This window comes from Paenibacillus sp. FW104-T2, from assembly GCF_058789975.1.
The window spans coordinates 202,990-222,042 of the sequence record NZ_JBYTCE010000003.1 but is presented as its reverse complement, the minus strand read 5'-3'; the positions used below and the strand labels follow the sequence as shown (position 1 = coordinate 222,042).

Genomic DNA, 19,053 nt, shown 5'->3' with positions numbered 1-19,053 from the left:
TTCGAATCTATCAAATGCTGCTGCGATATGTTCAAGGATATTTATTCTCCGTATCTGTCCTTCTATCGGAATCTCTATCGGAATCTCTATTTGTATCAGGTTCTGAGTCGTTATTTGTACCGTTATCGGTCCACCATTCTCAACGGCTTTTCGCCCTGTATTTACCCCTCTCCATGTTCGCCTAAACGGGAAATTGACCACAATAAATGGAGCTTCTCCGTCACTCCCCTTTGGCATTTTTCAATATTCTTCTATAATAGAAGGATAGAAAGAACTGAAAGGTGGAGCTATACACATATGAATCAAAGCCCGTTATCCCGTCTGGAAGCTGATCTGTCTGCACAAGGATTGGACGCCATGCTGATTACAGATCCGAAACATATCTACTATTTAACTGGTTTTGCAAGCAACCCGCATGAACGTTTTCTCGGTCTTGTTCTCGCCCGTGGCGAGGAACCTTTACTGATTGTGCCTGCCCTAGACGCTGAAGCTGCAGCAGCCGCCTCCTCGGTAACCCGTATCGCAACTCATACCGATACCGACAATCCCTATGCATTATTCGAACGTTATCAGGGACGCCTCGGCCGGATGGGCCTTGAAAAAGAATATGTCACCGTTGCGCGTTACGAGCAGCTGACCGCTGCCCTTGGTGCAGTCAAGTTCGAGGATGTCGGTCCTCTGCTCCGTACACTGCGCGTCAAGAAGACACCGGACGAAGTTGCCCGCATCCGCCATGCCATTCATCTTATTGAAGAAACCCTGCGCCTGGGACTGTCCCATGTACGCTCAGGCGTAACCGAGATTGAACTGGTCGCTGAAATGGAATATCAGATGAAGAAACTGGGTGCAGATGGTCCCTCCTTCGATACCATGGTGCTTACCGGACCCAAGACAGGTCTGCCGCATGGTACACCGGGTGAACGCAAGCTGCAGCATGGCGACTTGCTGATGTTTGATATGGGCGTATACGCTGCAGGGTATGCATCTGATATTACGCGTACATTTGCTTTTGGTGACATTTCTCCTGAACTGAAAACCATCTACAATACCGTGCTTGCCGCAAACGAAGCTGCCATTCGTGCAGTTAAGCCAGGCGTGGCCTGTGCCGATATCGACCGTGCAGCACGTCAGGTGACGGAAGATGCCGGATACGGCGAACGATTTATGCACCGTGTTGGACACGGTCTGGGAATTGATGTGCACGAGTATCCTTCCCTGCATGGACAGAATATGGATCTTCTGCAGGAAGGCACCGTATTCACGATTGAACCAGGCATCTATACCCCTGCAGGCGGAGTACGAATTGAGGACGATGTTCTTGTCACAGATACCGGAGTTGAAGTGCTGACTTCCTATCCAAAAGAACTGCAGATCCTGACAGACTAACCTCTAAGATATGCAATTAAAAATAACCCGCGAAACCATATCCATATGGCTTGCGGGTTATTTTCGTTATAAGACTTGTTACGTTGCTAACAACCATACTCGAATGAATATGGATGTAGACGAGATCGGATTAGACTTCATCCTTGATTTTAAAATTACGCGCTGCGTATATAAACGGCGTACCCACCGCGGTCAACACGAATTTGATAATGTACGTTGTCAGGAAGATTTCGAGCCAGATATCCCATGGATAGATAAACGCAAATGCAATCGTGCAGAATACCAGTGTATCCACAAAGGAACTGACGATCGAGCTGCCGTTTGTACGAATCCACAACTGATTGCGTCCAGGTGCCACCTTGCGCAGCATACTGAACAATCGCACATCCAGGAACTGGCTAATGAAGTACGCTGTCAGACTTCCGAGTGCCAGACGCGGCAGCAGTCCAAACAATTTTTCCATCGACTCTTGTGCAAAGTCCGTCGGTGCCGGTTCGAAGAAGATGACCATCTGCATCAGTACCGTCGTCATGATTAGCGTGAAGAATCCGAACCATACAGCCTTCCGCGCTTCACCCGATCCATACTTCTCATTGAGAAGGTCACTGGTCAGATACATGCTGACATACATCGTATTGCCAAGCGTCAGTACAATTCCCATAATATCTATCGTTTTGGTCACCTGAATATTGGCTATAACCGTAGCCACACCAATCCAGGCATACAGACCCTTTTTACCGAACAGACGGTAACACAATAGGAAAAAACCATACGTTACGAGAACAAAAAGTGCTCCCCAACCCAAATTAAACATAAATAAATACACTGCCTTCCTAGTTTTGATTACGCGGGATGGTTACGAACCGCGGTCTGGCCTGGGGCCAAAACATGAATACTCTATCACATTTCCCATCCATTGAACAGCACTAAATAACGACAATCTGCGATTATGCAAAAAAGCCGCCCTACGGGTAACCCGTAGAACGGCTAATTTTGGCTTATTGCTGTGCATAAGCCATCCAAGTTATGAAGTCCGGATTATACTTGAACAGCGGAATCCAGATCACGGCTTTGATCATTGAATGTATCCTGGTCATTCTCTTTCAGGATTTTACTGGATACGAGACCAGCGGTCATCGAATCGTTCACGTTCAGTGCCGTACGCCCCATGTCGATCAGCGGCTCAACCGAGATCAGCAAGCCTGCGAGTGCGACTGGCAGGTTCATCGTGGACAATACGATCAGGGAAGCGAAGGTTGCCCCGCCGCCTACACCGGCTACGCCGAATGAACTAATCACGACAACCAGGATCAGGGTAATGATGAAGTCCCAGCTCATCGGGTCGATACCGACCGTAGGAGCAATCATCACCGCCAGCATGGCCGGATAGATCCCGGCGCAGCCGTTTTGACCAATGGTAGCCCCGAAGCTTGCCGAGAGATTCGCAATACCTTCGGATACGCCCAGTCTCTTCGTCTGTGTCTCCACGTTAAGCGGGATTGCAGCCGCACTTGAACGGGATGTGAAGGCAAATACCAGGGTTGGCAGAACCTTTTTCACATATGTCAACGGGTTGAAGCCGAACAGCGCGATAATAATCAGGTGGATGATAAACATCACAATCAAGGCAACGTAGGAAGCAATGACGAACTTGATTAATTTCAGGATTTCATCCGGATTCGTGGTGGCCGTTACTTTCGTAATGAGCGCCAGAATCCCGTATGGAGTCAGCCTGAGCACCAGAGTTACGATCCGCATGACTACAGCATATACCGCATTCACCATGCCTCGGAACGTTTCTGCCTGCTGTGGTTTCTTGCGATCCAGTCCAAGTACCGCCACACCAATAAATGCCGAGAAGATAACAACAGCAAGGGTAGACGTGCGGCGTTCGCCGGTCATATCTGCAAATGGATTGGAAGGAATGAATTCCAGCACCTGCTGCGGAATCGTCTGATCCTGTACATCAACAAGACGTTCCTCCATCTTCTGTCCCTGCGCGAGCTCTCTGTCCCCGCCTTCAATCTCAATGGAGGTCAGGTTGAAGCTCAGACTTGTTACAATACTTACACTTGCCGCAATAGCCGTCGTAATGAGCAGAATCGCAATGATCGAAAAGCTCATTTTGCCGAGGTTTTGCTTGCCTTTCAAATTCATGATGGCCGAAATAATGGAAACCATGATCAGAGGAATCACGACCATCTGCAACAATTTAACATATCCTGAACCGACAAGATTAAACCAATCAACAGACTTGGCAACAATGTCAGAATTAGACGAGTATATCAGTTGAAGAATGATGCCATACACAACCCCGATTCCCAGACCCGCGAATACACGCTTGGTAAAGGAAATATGTTTCTTTTGCATCCAATACAGGACGCCTAGAAGAACGAGCATAATCACTACGTTCAGAATGACTAGAAAAGTATCCATCTTGTAAATCCTCCTCAGAATGTGCATACCGATTGAACGGTTTTTTTCTATTCGCTTTACGCGATATTGAACAATATATCATATATCAAACTATTCTGGTAGGTATTAATTGATATTATGTAATATGCATGTAACACATTCATGAATTTCTGAAAAAAATTCACCGTTTAATGAAAATTCTTCTATTCAACCCCCGGTTAATTTTGTAATATAGGTATATCCGCTTATTCCCAAGTTTTCTCAACGTGAAAATTAGGCCTTTTTTCGTTGGTACATAGTCTTACGATACGGAAAAGCGACAAATGTTAATGAACATGACGTGAAAGGATGATCCTATGTTTCGTAATCGTACGGTTGCCGGCAAAATCAGAGGCACGCTGTTCCTCGTTCTACTGGTCGCTTCCCTGTTGTTTAGTATCAGTTTCTATGCTGTATCCATGAATATTATGCAGAGCTATGTGCTTCCACAGTTCGACAAGGTCCTGAACACGTCCATTCAGGATATATATAAGAACGTCTCCTCCTCCAAGATTTTGCAGGTGCAGAGTGGCGGTGCGGGTTCTGAAGGTGCTGCACTGACGGTTGAATCCTATTTAGCTGAAAAAGCAAAAGAACATAACTTAGATGCATCCTACGTTGTATCCATCCAGGAAGGCAAAGCAACGGTTGTCATTGCTAACGCAGCCTCAGAAATGAAAGCCGGAGATGAAATCAGCGTGCAATCCGCGATGAATACGGCAGTAGAAAGCAAAAAAATGGTTATCAGTGACGTTTATTCCGATTCCTTCGGCGTACATAAAGCAGCCTTTATTCCGATTGCGGGCAGCAATATGATTATGGCAGTAAGTATGGATGCCCAGTTCATTCAGGATAAAAACGTTCAGATCTTCTGGTTATGCCTGTGTATCACAGCACTCGTCTTCGTGCTCGGTTGGCTGATCTCGGCCAGCATGATCAAAAGAGTAACCAAACCGATCATCCAGCTTGTACAACACAGCAAACAGATTTCCCAAGGTGATTTGACCGCCGAGCTGCAAATCAAGGGCAAAGACGAAATTGCACAGCTCGCCGCAAGCTTCCAAACGATGACCCACAATTTGAAGGAAATGATCAGCCGTGCACTGTCTACCTCCAATGAAGTGGTTCAGGGCTCCGATGACCTGTTAAGACGGGTGGAGTCCATGTCCGGTATGGTCAAAAACTCCAGCCGCTCTGCGGAAGATGCCGAAAAAGGCAGTGTGACCATTGCTTCAAGCGCTGCCGAGAACGCGAGAGCCATGGAAGAAATTACGCAGGGCATCATGCATATCGCCTCTTCTGCTGCTGAAGTATCGGAGCAGATTGGTGAAGCTGCAAATGAAGCCGTCAACGGTAACCGTCTCGCACAGGATGCTGTTCAGCAAATGGAACGTGTCGGCCAGACGGCAAACGAGTCACTGCGTTACGTGGAGACGATGAATGAACGTTCCGTAGCGATCGGCACGATTGTTACATCCATTTTTGAAATTACGAAACAGATCAACATGTTATCCCTTAATGCTTCCATTGAAGCAGCACGTGCCGGAGAGCATGGCCGGGGATTCGCTGTCGTAGCAGGTGAAGTCCGCAAACTGGCGGAACAGTCCAAAACAGCCACGGAGGAAATCGCCGATTATCTCGGAACCATTCGGGAGGATGCGGAACGTTCGGTGAGTGCCATGAACCGGGTAACCCAGGAAATCGGGTCTGGTACCCATGTCGTTCAACAAGCGGGAACGGCCTTCCAGCAGCTGAACGAACTGATCCAGAACGTCAACCTGACCATCCAGACCGTCTCTGCTTCCACAGAGGAAGTCTCCGCAGGCGCAGAGGAAGTTAGTGCATCCGTTGAAGAGACAGCACAGATTACATCCAGATCACGCGAGAGCATGCAGCAGATTGCTTCTACCGCCGAGCATCAGCTCAGTGAGATGGATTCCCACTCGGGTACGGTTCGTCATCTGCATGAACAGGCCATGGAACTTCAGTCTGCGATGAAGAAATTCAAAATTAACTAAAATAACAATCCAGGTATAACATTAAACCATCATTCCCTTACGTGAACCACAATTAAACCACAGACATGCAAATACCCCCATGCGTAACAGCAGCCCGTTTCCGGGTACTGCCAATACACATGGGGGTGTTTTTTATGAATAGGTTATAAATTGCTGATCATCCATCAGCTTGCTATTCAATCCTTAACAGTTGAAGCGGGATCTCGGTACTGGATTCCCATAATTTCGTATACACGTTTCATGTCCAGGGCTGAGCGCAGAGATTCCGCTACCCGGTCGAACTCCATCTCCTTGCGTTCATGAGCACTATAGGTTTCCTGAAGCGGAGCAAGTCCTTTCCCTTGCCGAAGGCCATTAAGCCAGGAGCGGCGGAACTGGTCACTTTCAAACAAACCATGCAAGTACGTTCCCCATACTTTGCCATCCGGACTCCCCCAGCCTTCCTGAAAAGGCTGACCACCTGGATGAGCAATCTCAAACAGCGCACTCACTTGCTTCGCATCATGGGACTCGGTCACGCCCATATGAATCTCGTACCCATTCACGGGCATGGAATCAACTGAATCTTGATCCCCATATAGACGAATCGGATGCCGCTGCAGCACACGCCCTGAAGCTCTAACGGTCTGTTTATGTTCCAGAAAAGTGGTCGACAGCGGTAGCCATCCCAGACCCCGTGCCTCCTGAATCTGATTAGCTTCCACTGCAAACGGATCTTTTAAATGCTGGCCCAGCATCTGATATCCACCGCATATGCCCACAAGCTGTACATGATCACGTTCAGTCCGACTCGCGATAGCTTGCTCGAGACCCGATTCTCTCAGGAATGCCAGATCACCAATCGTATCCTTCGTACCGGGAAGCAAAATGGCATCCGGCTGGCCCAGTTCTTCCGGGGAAGTCACATACCGTACATTGACATCCGGTTCACGGGACAGCGAGTCAAAGTCCGTAAAGTTGGAAATGCGCGGATAACGAATAACGGCAAGATCCAGCTCCCGTTCCCCTGATTTGCCGTGACGCATGGAGTCCAGCACCACGGAATCCTCGGCTTCAATCTGAATATCTCTTATGTAAGGCAGTACGCCCAATACCGGAATGCCTGTCCGCTCTTCGAGCCAGTCGAGTCCGGGCTGCAGCAGGGACAGATCCCCCCGGAATTTGTTAATGATAAATCCTTTTACACGCTGGACCTCATGCGGCTCCAACAGCTCAAGTGTGCCTACAATGGAAGCAAACACGCCTCCGCGATCAATGTCCGAGATCAGAATGACTGGCGAATCCGCCCAGCCTGCCAGATTCATATTGACAATGTCCCGGTCCTTCAAATTAATCTCGGCCGGACTGCCTGCGCCTTCCATCAATACAATATCATAGGTTTCGCGCAGCCGATTCAGCGCATCCATGACTGTCTGCTTCGCTTCCGGCAGGAAATGCTGACGATAGTCCGAAGCACTCATCTGGGCAAAAGGTTCACCGTGCACCACGATCTGCGAGTGCATATCCCGCACGGGCTTGATCAATATCGGGTTCATATCCGTTGTTGCTTCAATACCGCATGCTTCTGCCTGTGCTCCCTGGGCTCTGCCAATCTCCTTGCCATCTTCGGTTACATAGGAGTTGAGCGCCATATTCTGTGATTTAAACGGGGCCGGTCTGAAGCCATCCTGCTTGAATATCCGGCATAATGCCGTAGTAATAACACTCTTCCCCACATCCGATGCCGTACCTTGCAGCATCAATACCGCTGCTTGTCCTACAGGCGTATCCTGCACGTTCAATCACCTCAGCTCTTTCGCGTTATGCTCCACATTACTCATTTCCGTTCGTTCCCTATAACAAAAATAATCCCTGCAGCAAACTTAACACCGTCAGCAGAGCGGCTTCCAGCAGCTCATTCATCGCACCATATGTATCTCCAGTAAGTCCGCCCAGCCTCTCGCTGATGCGTCCGGCAACGAACTTGCCGATGAGATACGCCGCCAGCGGTACCAAAATGGCAGCTGCAATAGGATATAGCCACCAAGGTAATGTCCCAAGGCCCCTGTCCATCGCCAGCATTTCTACCATACTGCTGCCTGGCTGAAAGATCCACACCGCGGCAAGTGTAATGACAGCCGCCAGGATGGTCAGTCCAACCGCAGCGCTCCGTGCCCGCTGGACTTCTTTTCGTTCACCAAGGCCCTTGAACAGGACTGCAAGTCCATCGTCCCCCCTGGCATTCGGCCAAGCCGAAATGGCATATACCATGAACCAGCGGCTCCAGATCATGGGCAGAATCAGCAGCGCTCCATACAGCCAGTTCCCACGTGCGATAAAATCAGCAATTAACGCTGCTTTCATCATGAGCAGCAGCACACATGCAATCACGCCCATGGCTCCAACGCGGCTGTCTTTCATAATCTCCAGCATTCGCTCACGGGTACGATAGCTGAGCAGGCCATCCGCTGTGTCCATCCAGCCATCAAGATGGAGTCCCCCCGTAAGCCATACCCAAAGGGTCAGGGTCAATACAGCCGCTGGGAACGATGGCAGCAGTGCACCTGTAAGCGCGCCACCAACCCAGACACTTAACCCAATGGCTGTACCGACCAGCGGATAATACACTACGCTTTCCCGCAGCAGTGGCGGAACGAAGTCAATCTGCATTTTCACCGGAAAACGGGACAAAAATTGAAAAGCGGCCGCAGCCGCATGTTTTTGATCCAGTCTGTTTACATTCTCCGCATCCAGAGCAGGGCCATGGTTAACCTGATTCGTATTGACGCCACCGCTATTATTCTCATGATTTTGCTGGCTGCCGTTACCGTCATGGCTCATAAGCGATACTCCTTGCTCTTCAGCTCCATTGCAATCCCTACCGTTACCAGGAAAACCTCGCGGCTAATGGCAGCAACTCGCTGATTCAATATGCCCGCCAGATCCCGATATCTTCTGCCAAGCGCATACTCCGGTACAATGCCGTCCCCCACTTCATTCGTAACCAGGACAAGCAGCCCGGGATAGGACTTGATGGCAGTTACCAGCGCATTCATATGATCCAGAACAACCTGCTCAGGCTCTTGCTCATGGGTAAGCAGGACGTTGGTCAACCAGAGCGTCAGGCAATCCACCAAAATGGTCGGAGCTGACGATCCTGTATACGATTCTCCCATTCTTGTAATGAGTTCTGGCAGTGCCAAGGGTTCCTCCACGGTATGCCACAGGTACCCCACTTCATCCCGCTGATTCTGATGCAGACGTATCCGTTCACGCATCTCGTCATCATACGCCTGTGCGGTTGCGACATACCAGGCCTCGGAGGAGCGCTGCATGCAGAGACGCTCGGCGAAGGAGCTTTTGCCGCTCCTTGCCCCGCCCGTTACAAGTACGCTCATGGAGATACCTCTCCCCGAACTGTCGAAGCAGCTGTCGATGAGTCATCCGCGCGCCCATTCTCATTCGAGCCTCCCGATACACCAGCACTTGCAAATGTGGCCATCTCATTCAGAATACGGCAAGCCGCATCGATCAAATGAAGGCTGAGCACACCACCTGTTCCCTCACCCAGCCGCATGTCCAGATCCAGCATCGGTTTGAGGCCAAGTTCGCGCAGAAGCGCAGCATGTCCACTTTCATGCGAGGTATGGGAAGCAATCATATATTCCACACTGACCGGAGCAAGCTGTCTCGCAATCAGTGCTGCTGCAGTGGAGATAAACCCATCCACCACAACAGGGCAGCCATGAGCTGCCGCTGCAAGGATGACACCTGTCAGTCCGGCAATTTCCAATCCGCCCACTTTGCCAAGCACATCCAGGGCATCGTCTGCATCCGGTGCATTCACACTAAGCGCCCGGCTGACTACAGCAGCTTTACGCTGTAAACCTGCGTCATCCATCCCTGTTCCCCGACCAACCGCAGATGCGGGTGCCGTTCCGGTTAAAGCACACATGACTGCCGCACTCGCTGTAGTATTTCCGATACCCATTTCACCGGTGACAAATAATTGAGTTCCCTTGGCGACTTCAGCAGCCACAACCTCGGCTCCGGCAAGAATCGCCTGGATCGCTTCATCACGGCTCATGGCTGGACCCTGCGCCATGTTGGCTGTACCTTTGCGTACTTTGCGGGAGACCAGGTCCGGGTGTTCCAGATCGGCATTCACGCCAATGTCCACACAGATGACATCTGCCCCTGCATGGCGCGCTAGAACGTTGACGGCCGCTCCTCCTGCCAGAAAATTATGAACCATCTGCGGCGTTACCTCTGCCGGGAACGCACTGATGCCTTCGGCAACGACGCCGTGATCGGCAGCCATAACAATGACGGCCCTGCGATCCAGACAAGGCCGAGCCTCGCCGGTTATCCCCGCAAGTCGAATAACCAGCTGTTCCAGTTTGCCCAGACTGCCGGGCGGTTTCGTTAATGAATCCACATGTGCTGAGGCTTCTGCCGCCACTTCTTCATTAGGACCCACGATCCGATCGATTAACTGTTCCAACGTCTGTTCATTATTCATACCGCCAGCACTTCCTTCATCAAAATATAGGGTTGCCCCGCTTTTCGTTCACTCGTGTTCTCGCCGCAGCAACAATTGCGGCAATCCAGTATCGGGATGATTCACCATGGCCGGGTTCACCCGGAAGATATCCCGAATGTTCTCTTTCGTCATCAGCGAATGTGGTGTTCCACTGCTTACGCACATGCCCTCGCGCAGGGCGAGAATCTGATCGCAGAATTGCGCAGCGAGGTTCAGATCGTGCAGCACAGCTACAATGGTAATCTTGTTTTTTTGCCGCCAGGAAGATAATAGCTCCATGAATTGCAATTGATATCGGATATCAAGAAATGTGGTTGGCTCATCCAGCAATAACAATTTGGGCTCCTGGGCCATGACTTTGGCGAGCGCCACCCGCTGCCTCTGCCCGCCGCTGAGTGCATCGAGCGGCCTGTCGGCCATTTCGGTCAGACCCAATTCTTCCAGTACCCGGTCCACCACGGCTGCTCCATCCGCCGATTCCCTGCCTAACCAATTCTGATAAGGATAACGTCCCATCTCCACCACATCTCGGACAGGATACGAGATGGCAGGCAGGCCATCCTGCTGCAGCACCGCAATCATGCGGGACAGGTCTTTGCGAGTGTAAGAGGTAATCTCCCGCCCTGCAATCTGAATGCTGCCTGCACCAGGCTGTTCCGTTCCTGCAATGAGCTGGAGCAGCGTTGATTTTCCGCTTCCGTTTGGACCAACGACACCCCACCATTCGCCTTCTGTAACACGCCAGTCCACGTTATGCAGTGCCCGGTGCTCTCCATACATTTTGCCTGCCCCCGCAACTTCAATCAGCGGATCCTTTGGGGTAACGCTTGTACCCATGTTTGTACTCATGCTTGTACTCATGGCATCACCCCTTTTCGCAGCTTTTTATTCCGATGCAGCAGATACGCGAAGAAAGGAGCTCCGACAAAGGCCGTCACCACACCAAGCGGAATTTCGGTCGGTGCCAGCAGGGAGCGTGCAATCGTATCGGCCCATACCATGAAGATGGCTCCGCCAATCGCGGACAAGGGAACCAGCAAACGATAGTCAGGCCCAACAATCAGCCGAAGAATATGCGGGATAACAAGACCTACGAATCCAATGACACCCGAAACCGAAACAGCCCCGGCGGTAAGCAGTGTTCCTACGGCAAGGACGGATAGCTTCAACCCATCCACCTGGACACCGATATGTGCAGCCTGCCGTTCCCCAAGTGCAAGAACATTCAAGGAACGGGCACGGCTCCAGAGGAAAATCAGACCCAGTATAAAATACGGGAAAAGGATGGCCGTATACGACCACCCACGCAGAGCCAGACTTCCCATCGTCCAGTATATAATTTCGTTAATCGTCTGTTTCGACATGGTCGACAGGAAGGAGACCACCGCTCCCAGAAAACTTTGCATCACCACACCAGCCAGAATCAGGCTGTGCGTAGGTATTTTGCGCCCTTCACGAGCCAGGGCGAGTACAAACCATAATGTAAGCACGCCCGTCAGAAACGCAACGAGCGGCAAGGTCCAGATTCCGATCAGTGCATACTGCAATCCGAAGAAAATCAGAAAAGCAGCGCCCACCGATGCGCCAGACGATACGCCAAGCGTAAACGGATCTGCCAGCGGGTTACGAAGAACCCCCTGGAAGCCCGCTCCGGCGATAGCCAGCGATGCACCCACGAGTACAGCAAGCAGTACCCGCGGGAACCTGACCTTCCATATAATCTGCTCGGCTGCCGTACTCCAGTCGGGCGTGATCCAGTCTCCGATCCATGGCATGTGATGAAGCAGAATGCCTGCAATGTCACGGACAGGCAGAGCCACTGAACCGATGCCCGTACAGATCAGCACAGTCAGCACAAGCAGCAGAATTCCGGCTGTTCCGTACACTGCCAGCTTTTTACTCATTGGAACAGGTCAGGATAGATCGCTTTGGCAACAGCTTTCAAACCTTCCGTTACACGTGGGCCCGGACGGCTCAGCAAATTGGCATCCAGGCCAATGACTGCATCGTCTTTCACCGCCGTGATTTGATCCCAGCCGCTGCGCTCTTTGATGATCTGATCCAATGTTTTGGAGTTCTCATCAATAACATCATTGGCGTACAGAATGACATCCGGATTGGAAGCGATAATGTTCTCTTCGTTAATTTCATTCCAGCCCACGAGGTCAGAAGCAACATTGATCCCACCGGCTACCGTGATCAGTTCATCCATGAATTCGCCTTTACCCACAGTCCAGCCCGGGGAGAATTCAACATATACCTTTTTCTGATCTTCCGACTTCACAGCCTTGACCGCTTCGGTTACGTCCGCTACGTCCTGTTTCATCTTCGTGATGAGCTCCTGTGCCTGCTCCTGATGATCCGTGATTTTGCCGAACGTTTCGATGTTGTTCATGACATCGTCTATCGATTTTGGATCCGTTTTGAAAATGGTGATACCCAGTTCGCGCAGCTTGGTCACAGCTTCTTCGCTCATGGAGATCCCTGTAAATACGATGTCTGCTTCAGCTGCAATGATTGATTCTTCATTGGGCTTCGACACACCGCCCATTTTCGGTTTGGTCGTTGCAGCTTCCGGATAATCGTCATAGTCGGATACCCCTACGATCTGCTCGTCCAATCCAAGGGCGAACAATGACTCGGTTTCTGCCGGAGACACGGATACGATTTTGGCAGGCGCTTTCTCAAACGTGAAGGATTCACCTGTCGCATCAGTTACCGTAAGTGGATATTGTGTTTTGAGATCCGTCTGCTCCTGGCCTTGAGATTGCTCCTGTGCCGGCTGCTGCGTAGACGTACCTGTTCCCTCGCTCGTTGTTGCGTTTCCACATCCGGCCAAAGCCAGTGTAAGCATCGCTGCTGTCAGCAGGGACGCCATGCCTTTCCAATTCTTGATGTTCATTCTGTTCATTCTCCCCTTCTCTATTTGTACTATTTCTTGCAACATGCTCAAACTCCTACTCCCCATACTTTGGTGTTCCTATATAAGGTTTGAACTGCAGCGTTTACACGTTAACGGAGAGTGCAGAACCGATCTGAAGAAACGAAGTGTTCGCATTTATCACCGGATTTCCCCTTTTGATAAGGGGATCAAAGAAATCTGGGGATAACAGCGATCGGAAGATGGTACTGCAATCGTAGTGGTCTAGTGTAAAGCTTACAGGTTCATCCTATATGAACAAAAAAATCCCCGATCCTTAGGTCAGGATCAGGGATGACGTCTCGCATATGGCGATCTGCACATCTACAGCGTACCCGCTGTTCATGCACATAGAATTGCCCGAAACGCTGTCCTTTCCTCGAAGGAACACCGGTTTGTACGTCCAGGGCAGGTAACCTGACTTACAGGACTGCTCGTCCTGATTTACAGTGGCGGGACCGTGCCGGATTCACACCGGCTTCCCTATTTCACCCATTGTGCCGTTCATCGTTTGCATTAACTCGATGAGCTCTTCTTGCTCGCACAAGGGACCCGTGGTCGCTGATATTGTAACCATTCAAGTGAGCATGTCCCATCCATCAGCGCTTAAGCGCATAACGAGATATGTATTCATGCTGAAGTCACACTTCTGTTGTGATTATAGGTTATATTGCACATCCTTACAACCCGATTCACGGAAAAGACACCCTGCTTGAAACCCAGCTATTTCCGCTTTTTTCAAGCCGAACCTTACTTGCCTGCCCCGGAATGACCTGTGTATCCCAGAATCCCAGTTCCGGTATGAGACGTGACATGGCATACCGAATGACACCGCCATGGGTAACTACAGCAATCGCAGGAACATGATTTTCTTCGGAATGTTCCTCTGACGAACCGGACACAAGGCACTCCTTCACGAAGGAGTCGATCCTCGCAGCAAATGCCTGCCAAGGCTCGCCGCCCGGTGGGGTTACATCCTGCGGTGCATCAATCCAATTCCGATAGAGCGGATTGTCCTTGAGCTCATTGTAAGTCATCCCTTCCCATTGCCCAAAATCAATCTCACGCAAACGCGGATCATACTGTACTTGTCCTGCTTGTACCGGAGCAATTCGTTCCACGGTCTGCCGGCAGCGCAGCAGATCACTGCAATACAGTGCATCCCATGTGATCCCGCGAATGGACTGGCGAAGCGGCGCCAGTTCCCGCTCTGCATCCGGCAGGAGACCGATATCGGTATGTCCGAGGTATCTCTTTTCCACATTCCAGGAAGTTGTCCCATGACGGATAAACATGATCTCCCGCATTTCAGTTCCACGCTTCCCGGATTCTACTTCCATAACAGTGCACCTCCTGCTGTCCAGATGCCGAACGTTACCAACCAGCATAACAGCACAAAAGCTCCCGCCGACCAGAACATCAAACGCGTGGTCCGCACGATATCCTCTGCTTCCATCAGCCGTGTCTGATCACCCATATAAGCTCGAAAAGAAGCCACGCCGTGGTAGACGTTATGCCCGCCAAGCCTGATACCCAGCGCTCCCGCAACGGCAGACTCCGGGAATCCGCTGTTCGGGCTTGGGTGCAATCCGGCATCCCGACGAACCATGCGTGCAGCGCCTTTTGCATTTAATCTCATGAACCATGCACCTGTAATGAGCAGCAAGGCGGTAAGCCGCGCCGGAATCCAGTTCGCCCAATCATCCAGACGAGCAGAGGCCCAGCCAAGATGCAAATACTTTTCATTTTTATAACCAACCATGGAATCCAGCGTATTGACGGCCCTATAGGCCATCGCAAGCGGGGCACCGCCAATCAGGGCATAGAACAGCGGGGAAACGATGGCATCCACGATGTTTTCGGCTACAGTCTCCACGGTTCCCCTCACCACATCCGGTTCATCCAGATGCGCTGTATCCCGCCCCACGATCATACCAAGGGAACGTCTTGCCGCTGGCCAATCCCTTTCTCTCAGATGACGATACACTTCCATGCCTGCATCCTTCAGTCCTTTGGAAGCAATGGTGGTGGCAATCAGTACCACTTCAGCGATAACGGCAACCACCGGGTGAACAAATCCAAGGATGTATAACACTCCCCAAGTAAGCACCAATGAACCACCCGCAATGACGATCGGAAATAGCAGCCCTGCCCGTTTCAGCCCCTGATCGCTGCTCACTCGTTTTCGTATGGTCCGCTCCAGTGCAGAAATTCCTTTCCCGATGCCGATTACCGGGTGGGGAATCCAGCGAGGATCTCCAATGAGGCGATCCAGTATGTATGCTGCCAAAATAATCCATGCCCCTGTCATTCCTGCCCATATGGGCCAGTCCGCCCATTGACTCAGAGATATCATCGCTTGCTATTCCTCTCTTTCCACGCCTGTCCAGCTTGCAAACTTTCGGTAACGGCATCATAGACGACACGCCCAATACCTGCCCCAATTACTGTGGCTGTACCTGCGTAAGAGATCAGTGGTTTCCCCTCCACCTGACTCGTGGCAAGCACAATGGCATCCGTCGTCGTTCCTGTTGCAGTCAGTCCATTTTCCGCATCCATTACACCGCAATCCGAGAGCGCTGCCGTTTTGGCTTCCACTGCTGTCTGAATGGCATTGACCATGGCTCCGGGCGTCATGCGGCCGTTGATCCATAACATGATATTGATTGTACCGGGAGTGTAGGGTGACTCTGCTGCTATGCCCTCTGGGCTAGTTATGTTCCCTGCAGCATTAAATACGGTTCTTGTGGAGCCTGCACGCGCAGCATTGGATACACCTGCTGTCGTACAGCACAAGATCCCTGCTTCATCGCCCACAACTTCCTGAACCGATGTGTGCTCAAGCTTAACGGCTGTTAGCAATCCGGCACACGCTGTTGTGCGTTCCTCCCACCCTCTTAGGAGGTCTGCAATATCACGCGGCGGGTCGTCACAACGATAATGCTTGTCTACATAAATATTGAATATGCGATCCAGCTCGATCATCCCCCCGCCGTACACGGCACTCGAAATGGCGCTTACCGGGTTAGGGATCGCTGCTCGAATATGGCGTTCATGTGCGCTGATGGTTAACCCGGGCCATGCAGATGAAGTATATTCATTTTGCTCTGCATTTGCATGGTTAAAGTACTGCAAGAATGGCAATGCCATTACTCCGCCCCCCTTACCGTTGGCACCGGATTCGTTTGTCCGCTCACACTTCTCATTTCGTTCACCAGACGAAGATTCGACTTCGCGTCCTTCACTGCCAGTCGGATATGTCTTTCCCCAAGTCCAGGGTACATGGCGCAGCTTCGGATCAGAATTCCCCGCTCCCCCAGAGCCGCTTGTATGGTTGCCGCTGTCCATGGCCGCGGCACACGTGCCAGCAAGAAGTTCGCTTCCCCGCGTGTCACTTCGCATCCACAGGCTTCCAGGCCGGATGCCAGTTTCTCTCGTTCAAGAGCCACCTGTTTCAACGTCTCCCGTTCAAAAGCTTCCCCGCTGCTTAGACAGGCTTCTCCCGCAATCAGTGCCAGTCCGTTGACACTCCAGGTTACCTGTTTCTCCGTCATGGCACGAATCAGATCCGGGTGTGCAATCGCATAGCCAAGCCGAAGACCCGGAATGGCATAAAATTTGGTCATCGAGCGAATGATGATCACCTGTGGGTAATCCTGTAATCGGGAAGCCAGGGATTGTCGCTGCGTTTCAGGAATGAAATCCATAAATGCCTCATCGATCACCAGGACAGTATCTGTCTTCTCTGCATGACGGGCCAGCCGCTGCAATACTTCAACCGGATACTGTACTCCATTGGGATTGTTCGGCTGTCCAAGAAACAGCAGGTCCACCTGTTCCATCAGCCTCTCGATATCTTCGGGAGCTGCTCGCCATTCGAGCTCCTCCTGCCCCAGAACATGATGCATTTCTGCCCCAAATTGCTTGGACAATGAACGATACTCCGAGAACCCCGGTTCCACTGTGCCCACCTTCCGGGGAGAGAGTCCTAGCAGGATCAGAGCCATGCTTTCCGCAGCTCCATTCCCTATAGATATATATTCCTCTGACAGGCCGAGGCGTTCCCCAAGCAAGGATTTGAATGTCCGATGTGCAGGATCAGGATAACGAAGTATCGCCCGCATCCCTTGCTCCAACGCCTTCAGAACATCCTTGGGTGGACCCAGAGGGTTAATGTTTGCACTAAAATCAAGGAAATCCTCAGGACTCCCGCCAAATCTTGACGCAGCAGTCTCCACGTCACCACCATGTCCAAAAACTTCAATGATACCGCTCATTTTTGTCCGTCATCCTTTCTGCATGTCATTTTTATTATGGATGGCGTAACTGTTACGGGTCAATCCTGATTTGCCTAAACCATCCATTCCCTGCTTCAATTCCTTTGTGTCCAAACGACAATTCGATTACAATAGAAGAGGAATTTTGATTCGCAGGCGCAACACTACATAAGGGATCATCGTCCCTCACATACATTAATGGAGGAATGACCATGCTGTTTGTTGATAACCAGGGCATTACAGATCCTTCTGTAAACCTCGCGATTGAGGAATACATTTTGAAGCATCTGCCGATGGATGACAGCTATCTGCTGTTTTACATTAACCGCCCTTCCATCATTATTGGAAAACACCAAAATACTATCGAAGAGATTAACATCGAATATGTTCAGGATAACGGTGTGCAGGTTGTACGTCGTCTCTCCGGAGGCGGAGCAGTCTACCATGATTTGGGCAACCTCAATTTTAGTTTTATTACCAAGGATGACGGACAATCCTTCCACAACTTCCGCAAGTTCACCCAGCCTGTAGTGGAAGCTCTGCAGGAGCTTGGTGTGAATGCCGAGCTGACCGGACGCAACGATCTGCAAGTCGGGGAAAAGAAAATCTCGGGTAATGCCCAGTTCTCCACCCGCGGACGCATGTTCAGTCACGGAACGCTCATGTTTGACCTTAATCTGGATCATGTTCAGGCATCCCTGAATGTTAATCCTGAGAAATTCAAATCCAAGAGCACCAAATCCGTACGCAGCCGGGTCGCCAACATTCGGGATCTGATTGACAGCAACCTGACCATCGAACAATTCCGGGACGAGCTGTTACGCCACATCTTCCGTATGGAGCCGCAGGATGTTCCCCAATATGAACTCACGGAGAAGGATTGGGACAAGATCAAGGAAATCTCCTCTGAACGTTACAGCAACTGGGACTGGAACTATGGATTGTCTCCCGAGAGCAATGTGAAGCATACCCGCAAATTCCCTGTCGGCATTATCGATCTGCGCATGAACATCAAGGATGGACGAATCGAGGATATCAAAATCTTCGGTGACTTCTTCGGTGTAGGCGATGTAGCGGATATCGAAAATATGCTGCGCGGCAAGCGTTATGAGGAATCCGAGGTACGTACGGCACTTGAAGACCTTGATGTGAAACACTACTTCGGTAACCTGGAGCTGGAGGACTTTATCGGCCTCGTTTTCCTGGAAGAATAGATTTAGATGTAAGTATAGTTTTAGAACGAATTCCTTTATTACACTTTAACGGAAAAAGCTGAATCAATCTGGAGAAGCAAAGCGTTCGCCTAAAAGCTTTCTGAAAGAAAGCTGCATCGGAAGCATAAGCTATCCCTGGATTTTCCCCTTTACATAAGGGACTCAAAGAAATCTAGGGATAACAGTGATCGAAAGATGATTCTGCGTTTGGATTGATCTGGTGTAATGATGGATCCATTCGTTCGTGATTATAGATACAGAT

General features: G+C 50.7%; 16 protein-coding genes and 1 riboswitch. Of the genes, 3 read left to right on the top strand and 13 right to left on the bottom strand.

The genetic code is table 11. From position 1 onward, the window contains the following. Positions 1-297 precede the first annotated feature (297 nt). Entirely contained in the window at positions 298-1,386 is a 1,089-nt protein-coding gene (locus AC3WQ3_RS05745; RefSeq protein WP_154892539.1) for a M24 family metallopeptidase, read from the top strand. A gap of 130 nt (positions 1,387-1,516) precedes the next feature. On the opposite strand, the gene AC3WQ3_RS05740 is transcribed toward AC3WQ3_RS05745, so the two are convergent. Together AC3WQ3_RS05740 and AC3WQ3_RS05735 are read right to left on the bottom strand one after the other, a co-directional pair. Continuing rightward, positions 1,517-2,200: a queuosine precursor transporter gene (locus AC3WQ3_RS05740; protein ID WP_154892540.1), complete on the bottom strand. Its 684-nt coding sequence runs from the start codon at positions 2,198-2,200 to the stop codon at positions 1,517-1,519. Positions 2,201-2,424: 224 nt separating this feature from the next. Then, positions 2,425-3,822: an L-cystine transporter gene (locus AC3WQ3_RS05735; protein WP_492471667.1), complete on the bottom strand. Its 1,398-nt coding sequence runs from the start codon at positions 3,820-3,822 to the stop codon at positions 2,425-2,427. 335 nt (positions 3,823-4,157) lie between these two features. Here AC3WQ3_RS05735 and AC3WQ3_RS05730 point away from each other — a divergent pair, with 335 nt between their 5' ends. Then, a complete protein-coding gene (locus AC3WQ3_RS05730) occupies positions 4,158-5,858 on the top strand; it encodes a methyl-accepting chemotaxis protein (protein ID WP_492471666.1) in 1,701 nt (566 codons plus the stop codon). Positions 5,859-6,034: 176 nt separating this feature from the next. Here AC3WQ3_RS05730 and AC3WQ3_RS05725 read toward each other — a convergent pair whose 3' ends face one another. The 11 genes from AC3WQ3_RS05725 to cobD form a co-directional block, all read right to left on the bottom strand. Further along, entirely contained in the window at positions 6,035-7,597 is a 1,563-nt protein-coding gene (locus AC3WQ3_RS05725) for a cobyric acid synthase (protein ID WP_492471750.1), read from the bottom strand. A 94-nt stretch (positions 7,598-7,691) separates the two neighbouring features. Then, positions 7,692-8,678, bottom strand: coding sequence for an adenosylcobinamide-GDP ribazoletransferase (cobS, locus tag AC3WQ3_RS05720; protein WP_492471665.1), 987 nt, complete (start codon positions 8,676-8,678; stop codon positions 7,692-7,694). After that, complete coding sequence (gene cobU / locus AC3WQ3_RS05715; protein ID WP_492471664.1) at positions 8,675-9,235, bottom strand: bifunctional adenosylcobinamide kinase/adenosylcobinamide-phosphate guanylyltransferase; 561 nt, start codon at positions 9,233-9,235, stop codon at positions 8,675-8,677. Before cobU ends, cobS begins: the two co-directional genes overlap by 4 nt. Then, positions 9,232-10,359, bottom strand: a complete 1,128-nt coding sequence (gene cobT / locus AC3WQ3_RS05710) for a nicotinate-nucleotide--dimethylbenzimidazole phosphoribosyltransferase (protein WP_492471663.1) — start codon at positions 10,357-10,359, stop codon at positions 9,232-9,234. Before cobT ends, cobU begins: the two co-directional genes overlap by 4 nt. A gap of 48 nt (positions 10,360-10,407) precedes the next feature. Beyond that, the gene (locus tag AC3WQ3_RS05705) at positions 10,408-11,241 is read right to left on the bottom strand and encodes an ABC transporter ATP-binding protein (protein ID WP_492471662.1); all 834 of its coding nucleotides are present in this window, start codon (positions 11,239-11,241) and stop codon (positions 10,408-10,410) included. After that, the gene (locus AC3WQ3_RS05700; RefSeq protein ID WP_095360590.1) at positions 11,238-12,284 is read right to left on the bottom strand and encodes a FecCD family ABC transporter permease; all 1,047 of its coding nucleotides are present in this window, start codon (positions 12,282-12,284) and stop codon (positions 11,238-11,240) included. The genes AC3WQ3_RS05705 and AC3WQ3_RS05700 overlap by 4 nt, the downstream gene beginning before the upstream one ends. Then, positions 12,281-13,282 (bottom strand): ABC transporter substrate-binding protein, encoded by a 1,002-nt coding sequence (locus AC3WQ3_RS05695; protein ID WP_375335116.1) that lies wholly within the window; start codon positions 13,280-13,282, stop codon positions 12,281-12,283. Before AC3WQ3_RS05695 ends, AC3WQ3_RS05700 begins: the two co-directional genes overlap by 4 nt. A gap of 409 nt (positions 13,283-13,691) precedes the next feature. Further along, a riboswitch (cobalamin riboswitch) is annotated at positions 13,692-13,820 on the bottom strand. Positions 13,821-13,992: 172 nt separating this feature from the next. Beyond that, positions 13,993-14,640, bottom strand: a complete 648-nt coding sequence (locus AC3WQ3_RS05690; RefSeq protein WP_492471661.1) for a histidine phosphatase family protein — start codon at positions 14,638-14,640, stop codon at positions 13,993-13,995. After that, positions 14,631-15,611: an adenosylcobinamide-phosphate synthase CbiB gene (cbiB, locus tag AC3WQ3_RS05685; RefSeq protein ID WP_492471749.1), complete on the bottom strand. Its 981-nt coding sequence runs from the start codon at positions 15,609-15,611 to the stop codon at positions 14,631-14,633. The genes AC3WQ3_RS05690 and cbiB overlap by 10 nt, the downstream gene beginning before the upstream one ends. Before the next feature lie 41 nt (positions 15,612-15,652). Then, positions 15,653-16,450, bottom strand: a complete 798-nt coding sequence (locus AC3WQ3_RS05680; protein ID WP_492471660.1) for an adenosylcobinamide amidohydrolase — start codon at positions 16,448-16,450, stop codon at positions 15,653-15,655. After that, entirely contained in the window at positions 16,450-17,568 is a 1,119-nt protein-coding gene (cobD, locus tag AC3WQ3_RS05675) for a threonine-phosphate decarboxylase CobD (RefSeq protein WP_492471748.1), read from the bottom strand. Before cobD ends, AC3WQ3_RS05680 begins: the two co-directional genes overlap by 1 nt. Positions 17,569-17,789: 221 nt before the next feature. Here cobD and lplA point away from each other — a divergent pair, with 221 nt between their 5' ends. Continuing rightward, positions 17,790-18,791, top strand: a complete 1,002-nt coding sequence (lplA, locus tag AC3WQ3_RS05670) for a lipoate--protein ligase (protein ID WP_492471658.1) — start codon at positions 17,790-17,792, stop codon at positions 18,789-18,791. Positions 18,792-19,053: the final 262 nt, after the last annotated feature.